The 7,272-nt window shown below is 62.4% G+C and carries 7 protein-coding genes; 2 read left to right on the forward strand and 5 right to left on the reverse strand.

The annotated features are described in order from the left end of the window. From PFH44_RS22845 to PFH44_RS22860, 4 genes are all read right to left on the reverse strand, one after another. A partial coding sequence (locus PFH44_RS22845) for an ABC transporter ATP-binding protein (RefSeq protein WP_283826246.1) occupies positions 1-901 on the reverse strand: 901 nt, incomplete at its 3' end. A 3-nt stretch (positions 902-904) separates the two neighbouring features. After that, on the reverse strand, positions 905-1,798 hold the full coding sequence (locus tag PFH44_RS22850) for an ABC transporter permease (protein WP_045854383.1): 894 nt from the start codon (positions 1,796-1,798) through the stop codon (positions 905-907). Between the two features lie 2 nt (positions 1,799-1,800). Then, on the reverse strand, positions 1,801-2,754 hold the full coding sequence (locus PFH44_RS22855; protein ID WP_045854382.1) for an ABC transporter permease: 954 nt from the start codon (positions 2,752-2,754) through the stop codon (positions 1,801-1,803). A gap of 18 nt (positions 2,755-2,772) precedes the next feature. Continuing rightward, positions 2,773-4,434 carry an ABC transporter substrate-binding protein gene (locus PFH44_RS22860; protein ID WP_045854381.1) on the reverse strand — a complete coding sequence of 554 codons (1,662 nt, stop codon included), beginning with the start codon at positions 4,432-4,434 and terminating at the stop codon, positions 2,773-2,775. Between the two features lie 363 nt (positions 4,435-4,797). On the opposite strand from PFH44_RS22860, the gene PFH44_RS22865 reads away from it, so the two are divergent. Next, positions 4,798-5,913: a YbdK family carboxylate-amine ligase gene (locus PFH44_RS22865; RefSeq protein WP_283826247.1), complete on the forward strand. Its 1,116-nt coding sequence runs from the start codon at positions 4,798-4,800 to the stop codon at positions 5,911-5,913. Between the two features lie 49 nt (positions 5,914-5,962). Continuing rightward, on the forward strand, positions 5,963-6,691 hold the full coding sequence (locus PFH44_RS22870) for a phosphodiester glycosidase family protein (RefSeq protein ID WP_283826248.1): 729 nt from the start codon (positions 5,963-5,965) through the stop codon (positions 6,689-6,691). Here the strand turns inward: PFH44_RS22870 and PFH44_RS22875 are convergent. After that, a partial coding sequence (locus PFH44_RS22875; protein ID WP_283826249.1) for an efflux RND transporter permease subunit occupies positions 6,688-7,272 on the reverse strand: 585 nt, incomplete at its 5' end. The genes PFH44_RS22870 and PFH44_RS22875 overlap by 4 nt on opposite strands.

Below are 7,272 nucleotides of genomic sequence, written 5' to 3' on the forward strand. Positions count from 1 at the left end.
GGCAGCGGGTATGGAAGCGGCAGCCCGCCGGGGGGGAAATCGGGCTGGGCGGATCGCCGCTGAGCGGCGAGGTCAGGGTGCGGTTTTGCGGGTCCATCGACGGCATCGAACTCAGCAGCGCCCGGGTATAGGGATGGGCCGAAGCGGTGAACAGCTGCTCCGCCGGCCCGATTTCCACCACCTCGCCGAGATACATCACCAGGATCCGGTCCGACAGCCAGCGCACCACGTGCAGGTCGTGGCTGATAAATACGTAGGTCAGCTCCAGCGTGCGCTTCAGCTCCTGCAGCAGCTGCAGCACCTGCGCCTCCACCGATTTATCCAGCGCCGACACCGCTTCGTCGAGGATCACCAGCCGCGGCTTCATCGCCAGCGCGCGGGCGATATTCACCCGCTGGCGCTGGCCGCCGGAGAGCTCGTGCGGATAGCGGTGGGCGAAGCGCCCCGGCTCAAGGCCCACGTGGGCCAGCAGATAGCGCGCGTACTCGCTGGCCTCCTTCGCGCTGACGCCGTGCACGCGCTGGCCGAAGGCGATGCTCTCCTCCATGGTCATCCGCGGGTTGAGCGAGGCGTAGCTATCCTGAAACACCATCTGCACCTGGCGACGGTACTCCTTCATCGGCAGGCGGGACGATCCCACCTCCAGCCCGTCGAAAACCAGCTCGCCGCGATCCTGGTTCAGGAGCTGCATCAGCAGCCGCGCGGTGGTTGATTTCCCGCAGCCCGACTCCCCGACGACGCCCAGCGTTTCGCCTTTGACCACCGTAAAGCTGACGTCATCCACCGCCTGCACCACTTCATGTCCCTTTCCGCCGCCGGCGCGAAAGTACTTCAACAGATTGTTGACCTGCAGCAGCGGCTGGGCCGGGCCGCCGAGGTCAATATTGACAAAAGGCTGCATCGTTTACTCCTTGATCGCCATCGCCGCGCGCAGGCGGTCGGCGAGGATATTGAACGAAATGGAGGTGATAAAAATCATCAATCCCGGCAGGGCCGCCACCCACGGCTGGGTGTAAATCGCCGTGCGCAGCGTGTTGAGCATCAATCCCCACTCCGGCTCGGGCGGACGCACGCCGAGGCCGAGGAACGAGAGCCCGGAGGCGAGGATCATGCAGACCGAGATTAAGCCGGTTGAGAAGACGAAGATCGGCCCCAGCACGTTGCCCAATACCTGAACGCGGATAATGGTCAGCGCGCTGGCCCCGGTTGCCCGGGCGGCGTCGATATAGTCCATGTGCCGCACCTGGGCGGTGACGCTTTCGGCAATACGCGCCACCTGCGGGACGAACACCAGCGTTAATGACAGCAGCGCGTTGCCGATGCCCGCCCCCAGCGCGCCGGAGAGCGCAATCGCCAGCAGGACCGAGGGAAAGGCGTAGAACACGTCAACGGTGCGCATGATGAAGGTGTTGGTTTTGCCGCCCGCGTAGCCGGCAACGATGCCGATGGCGCCGCCGATGAAAAAGGCGAAGACCACCGGGACAATCCCCATAAACAGCGATAGCCGGGTGCCGAGGATCAGCCGCGACAGCATATCCCGGCCCAGCTCGTCGGAGCCGAGCGGGAAGCCGTCGGTACCAATCGGCTTGAGGCGCAGAAACATCGACGTCTGGTAAGGGTCTTTCGCGATCAGCCACGGGCCAAACAGCGCCAGAATGAGCAGCAGCAGGATGATTGACCCGACCGCCACGCCGCCGGGATCGCGCAGCAGGCGGCGGAATACGCCGCGCCAGTAGCCCTGGCGGGCGGGGATGGCCACAGACGCGGGTCGCGCTTTTGTCGTCAAGGTATCCACCATGGTTAGCTCCTCTTAATGCGCGGGTCGAGGGCGGTTTGCAGAATATCCACCAGCAGATTGAGCAGCACGAAGAACAGCGCCAGCACCCAGATGGTGCCCTGCAGCAGCGGCAGATCGCGCTGGAAGATAGCGGTATTGAGCAACAGGCCGGTGCCCGGCCACGAGAACACCGTTTCCACCAGAATCGAGCCGCCCATCAGATACCCCACCTGCAGCCCCATCACCGCCAGCGCGGTAGGAGCGGCATTTTTCACCACGTGGAGGAAAATGCGCGATTCGCCAAGCCCGCGGGCGCGCAGCCCGACGATAAACTCCTGGCTGAGAATATCGGCGACCTGCGAGCGCACGGTGCGGGCGATGATCCCGGTCGGGATCACCGACAGGGTTATCGCCGGCAGCAGCATAAACTGCAGATGATCCCAATCCCACTGCCAGCCGATTTCGCCGATCGGCCCGCCGCCGGTGGCGGGCAGGACCGCCAGCTTGACGCTAAAGGCGATCACCAGCAGCATTCCCAGCCAGTAGTGCGGCACGCTGACGCCAAACACCGACAGCACCGACGCCAGGCGATCGATGATGCTGTTGCGAAAATAGCCGGCGACAAAGCCGAACAGGCTGCCGAGCACGAAGCCGATAATCGTCGCCAGCAGCGCCAGGCGCAGGGAGTAGCTGACGGCGGTCATCACTTCGCCGATCACCGGGCGTCCGGTGGCGACCGACATCCCTAAGTCGCCGTGCAGCGCTCGCCACAGCCAGTGAACGAACTGCAGCGGCAGCGGTTTATCAAAACCGTAGGCCTGCATCAGCGTCTGGCGCAGCGCCTCCGAGGCGTCTGGCGGCATCACCGATACCAGCGGATCCCCCGGCGCGATCTGCACCAGCATGAAACAGATTACCGCCACGCCGAGCATGGTCGGCACGGCCAGCAGAACGCGGTACAGCAGCGTATTGATCATCTTTGGCTCCCGTCACGATTACTCTTTCTTACTCACCAGGCTGAGATCGATAAACCAGCTCTGCGGCTGCACCACGCCGCTCACCGCCGGCGAAATGGCCCGCGGCCCCACGTCGTGCGCGACGAACAGGAACGGCACCTGGTCCACCAGCGCGGCGTGCAGCTCGCCGGCCGCTTTGTTCATCGCTTCGGGGGTAAAGGCGTGCTTCACCGCGGTCGCCAGCTTTTCGGTTTCCGGGGTGGAGAAGTAGCCCCAGTTGGTCGCCACCGGCGGGAAGGCTTTGGCGGTCGAGAAGCGGATCATGCCGAAGTAAGGGTCGTTAACCGCCGCGCTGACGTTGATGGCATCAATGCCTTTTGCCGAAGGGTCTTTTGCCCCGAGGCGCCAGTTGGTGAACAGGGTGTTCCATTCGGTCACCTTGATGTCGACGTTAAAGAAGCAGCTTTTCAGGCTCTGCTGAATGTACTCGTTCATCGGCAGCGGCTGCATCTGTCCGGAGCCGGAGGCCGAGGTGGCGACGGTAACGTGCAGCGGTTTACCGGCGCTGTACCCGGCTTCGGTCATCAGCTTACGGGCGGTTTCCGGGTCATATTTGATCTGGAAGGTGGGCTTACCGTGCCACGGGCTATCGGCCTCGTAGACGCCGGTCGCTTCGGTCATATAGCCGCCGAGGTAGCTCTTCAGCTCCGCGCGGTTAAGGCACAGGTTGGCCGCCTTGCGCACGCGAATATCCTGCCACGGCGAGCCCTCTTCGAATGAGAACTGCCACGGCCACAGGTGCGGCTGGGTGTTGGCGTAGATTTTAAAGCCCTGGGCTTTGATTTGATCCACCGCGTCCGGGGCCGGGGCCTCAATCCAGTCCACCTGCTTCGACAGCAGCGCCGCGGTGCGGGCGTTGGCTTCCGGGAGCGGGATCAGCACCACCTTATCGACCCGCGGAATGCGATCTTTATTCCAGTAGTCCGGGTTTTTATCTAGGATCAGCTGCTGGCGGGGAACCAGTTTTTCCATTTTGAACGGGCCGCTGCCCACCGCGTGGGCGGCGAACTCCGTCCACGCCAGCTTGCTGCGCGCGGCGGTATCGCCGGCGCTGGCCGGCACCGCGGCATACAGCTTCTGCCATGCCGTCGGCGAGACGATAAACAGGTTGGTAATATTGTACGGCAGCAGGGCATCGGCTTCGGAAGTGGTGAGCGCCACGGTGCGATCGTCAATTTTTTCGGCCCCGGTCAGCGTCGGCATGCGGGACAGCGTATTGCCGATTTGTCCTGGCGCATACTGCGGGGCCGTTTTGTTCAGGACCTTATCGACGTTCCAGACGATGGCGTCGGCGTTAACCTCGGTGCCGTCATGAAACTTCACCCCTGGGCGCAGGGTAAAGATCCAGCGGGTCTGATTTTGCGGATCGACGTGCCACTCCGTCGCCAGGCCCGGCACCAGCCCGCTCGGTTTCTCCCCCTGCGAGAGGTCCCACTCCACCAGCGCGTCATACAGCGGGATGCCGGTAAAGCGGTTGCCTTCATAGCCCTGGTCAGGCTGGCCGAGGGTTAACGGGATATCGGCGGCGGTCATCGCGATCCGCAGCGTTGAGGCGCTCGCCTGCAGGGAGGTCAGCAGCGCCAGCGCGCCGGCCGCGGCGACGAGGGGGCGTTTACGCAAAGGTAAGGTATTTTTGAGCATCACATTGTCCCTGTTAAATAAAAAGTCGTTATTTAACAGGCAAGATGCATACCACTTCTGAAAGCAAGGAAAATAAGTGTGAAAGCGCTTATAAAATAAGAATAAATTATACTATCTACATGATATGTATTAATAAAATAATCACAGCTTATTCTTGCGCACCGCCGTTGTGAAATATGTTGCAGAACTGCACCAGCCTATTTTGTCGCGGCAGGTAATAATAACGCAGCGTAACTTAATATAAAATAAATTCATAATTCTGCTTTATTTATAAGGGCCCGCGCCGATCGCCTGATGGGGGCCAACGCTGAGCCGGAGAAATTTTACCTATACTTCCTGCATATCCGTACGCAAGGAATCGCCATGTCATTACCTGATTTTCACGTTTCGGCGCCTTTTACGCTTGGTATTGAGCTGGAGCTGCAGGTGGTCAACCCGCCGGGATACGATCTGAGCCAGGACTCCTCGGCGCTGATCGCCGCCGTGGAGGACGCCATTCCTGCCGGGGAGGTGAAGCACGACATCACCGAGAGCATGCTGGAGGTGGCGACCGGGATTTGCCGCGACATCCACCAGGCGATGGCGCAGCTGACGACTATTCAGCAGGAGATCCTGCGCGCCGGCGCGCAGCAGCATCTGCAAATCTGCGGCGGCGGCACCCACCCGTTTCAGGCCTGGCAGCGCCAGCAGATCAGCAGCAACCCGCGCTATCTGAAAACCGTCGAGCACTTTGGCTACCTCGCCCAGCAGTCAACGGTGTTCGGCCAGCACGTCCACGTCGGCTGCCAAAACGGCGACGATGCGATTTACCTTGTCCACGGGCTGTCGCGCTACGTGCCGCATTTCATTGCCCTTAACGCGGCGTCGCCCTGGCTCGACGGGGCCGACAGCGGATTCGCCACCGCCCGCCTGAACCTCTTTTCCGCCTACCCCGACAACGGTCCGATGCCGTGGGTTACCGACTGGCAGGCGTTTAACGGGCTGTTCCGGCGCCTCAGCTATACCAGCATGATCGACAGCATGAAGGATCTGCACTGGGACATTCGCCCCAGCCCGCGCTTCGGCACCGTCGAGGTACGGGTGATGGATACCCCGCTGACCGTGGCGCAGGCGGTGAATATTGCCGGCTATATTCAGATAATTGCCTGCTGGCTGCTGGCGGAAAGGCCGTTTAAGCCGCAGCCCGAGGACTATCTGCTCTATCCCTTCAACCGCTACCAGGCCTGCCGCTACGGCCTCGAGGGGATCGTCACCGACGTCCACTCCGGCGAGCAGCGCAGCGTCCGGGAAGAGATTCTACGCCTGGCAGAGCGCCTGGCGCCCTTCGCCCACAGGCTCAACGCCACCAGCGCCCTTGACGCCATCGTCCGTCAGGCGCAGCGGGATCGCAGCGAGGCCCGGCGGATGCGCGAATTTGTCGCTAACGGCGGCTCGCTGATCGGCCTGGTGCAAAAGCACTGCGAGATCTGGGCGGCGTAGCGGCGGCAAAAAGGTATACTGCCCGCCTTTGCCGCCTCAAGGAATGCCCATGCCCCCGCGCCTCTCGCCGCGACTCGTCGCGCTTATGCTGTTGCCGTTTTCGGCCTTTGCCGCCGGAAAATGCGCCCTCACCGACCCGTCGCTGACGCTGCAAAGCTACGCCGTCAATCCGCAGCAGGAGCGGATCGCCATGTACTGGAAAAACGACGCCGGCAGCGCCTGGGGCTCCCTGCGATCGCTGCTGGCGGATATCAACCGCGACGGCCGGGTGCGGATGGCGATGAACGGCGGGATTTACGATAAGGCCTATGCGCCGCTGGGGCTCTATATCGAAAAGGGCAAACAGAGGGTTGCGCTCAACCGCGCCTCCGGCGGCGGCAACTTTTTCATTTGTCCCGGCGGGGTCTTTTTTGTTAAAGGCCAGCAGGCGGGGATCGTCAGCATCGATAAATACCGGCCCTCGCCGGCCATCGATTACGCCGTGCAGTCCGGCCCGATGCTGATTGAAAACGGCAGGATAAACTGGCGGCTGAAGCCGTCCGCCGGATCGCGCAAGCTGCGCAACGGCGTCGGCCTCACCCGCCAGGGTCAGGTGATATTCATGCTCAGCGAGCGCGAAACCAACTTCTACGATTTCGCCTGCTACGCGCAGTCAAAGCTCAACGTCCGGCAGATGCTCTACCTCGACGGCACCATTTCGAAAATGTACCGGCAGGGCGGCGGCGTGCCCTGGCAGTACCATCCGTTCGTCAGCATGATTACGGTGGAGGCCCGCTAGCGCCGGGCCGACATCCGGCGGTGCCCACACTCGCGCAGGCGCTGAAAGAGCACAAACAGCGTGGGGATAAACAGAATGCCGATGACCGTCGCCACCAGCATGCCGCTGAACACGGTGGTGCCGATAATCCGCCGACTCTGCGCCCCGGCGCCGGTGGCGAACATCATCGGCACGATCCCGATAATAAACGAGACCGCGGTCATCAGCACCGCGCGGAAGCGGCGGGTGGCCCCTTCCCGGGCGGCATCGGGTATCGACATCCCCTCTTCGCGCTTCGCGCGGGCAAACTCGACGATCAGGATCGCGTTCTTCGCCGCCAGCGCGATAAGCAGCACCAGGCCAATCTGCACGTACACGTCGTTGGCGTAGCCGGCTGCCCACAGCCACAGCAGCGCCCCGCCGATGGCGAACAGCACCGACAGCATCACGCTCGCCGGCAGCGTCCAGCTTTCATACTGCGCGACGAGGAACAGCCACGCCATCGCCACCGCTGCCAGCACGATCCAGATAGCCTGGTTGCCGGTCTGCTGCTCCTGCCACGAGATCCCGCTCCAGGCGTAATCGTAGCCCTGCGGCAGATG

It is taken from the genome of Klebsiella sp. Ech2A (assembly GCF_030078455.1).
GTDB classification, from domain to species: domain Bacteria; phylum Pseudomonadota; class Gammaproteobacteria; order Enterobacterales; family Enterobacteriaceae; genus Klebsiella; species Klebsiella terrigena.

What these genes read in the sequence shown, in the direction of transcription:
- PFH44_RS22855 (WP_045854382.1), bottom strand. Translation starts at nt 2,754, where the DNA reads ATGATCAATACGCTGCTGTACCGCGTTCTGCTGGCCGTGCCGACCATG.
- PFH44_RS22870 (WP_283826248.1), top strand. Translation starts at nt 5,963, where the DNA reads ATGCCCCCGCGCCTCTCGCCGCGACTCGTCGCGCTTATGCTGTTGCCG.
- PFH44_RS22860 (WP_045854381.1), bottom strand. Translation starts at nt 4,434, where the DNA reads ATGCTCAAAAATACCTTACCTTTGCGTAAACGCCCCCTCGTCGCCGCG.
- PFH44_RS22850 (WP_045854383.1), bottom strand. Translation starts at nt 1,798, where the DNA reads ATGGTGGATACCTTGACGACAAAAGCGCGACCCGCGTCTGTGGCCATC.
- PFH44_RS22865 (WP_283826247.1), top strand. Translation starts at nt 4,798, where the DNA reads ATGTCATTACCTGATTTTCACGTTTCGGCGCCTTTTACGCTTGGTATT.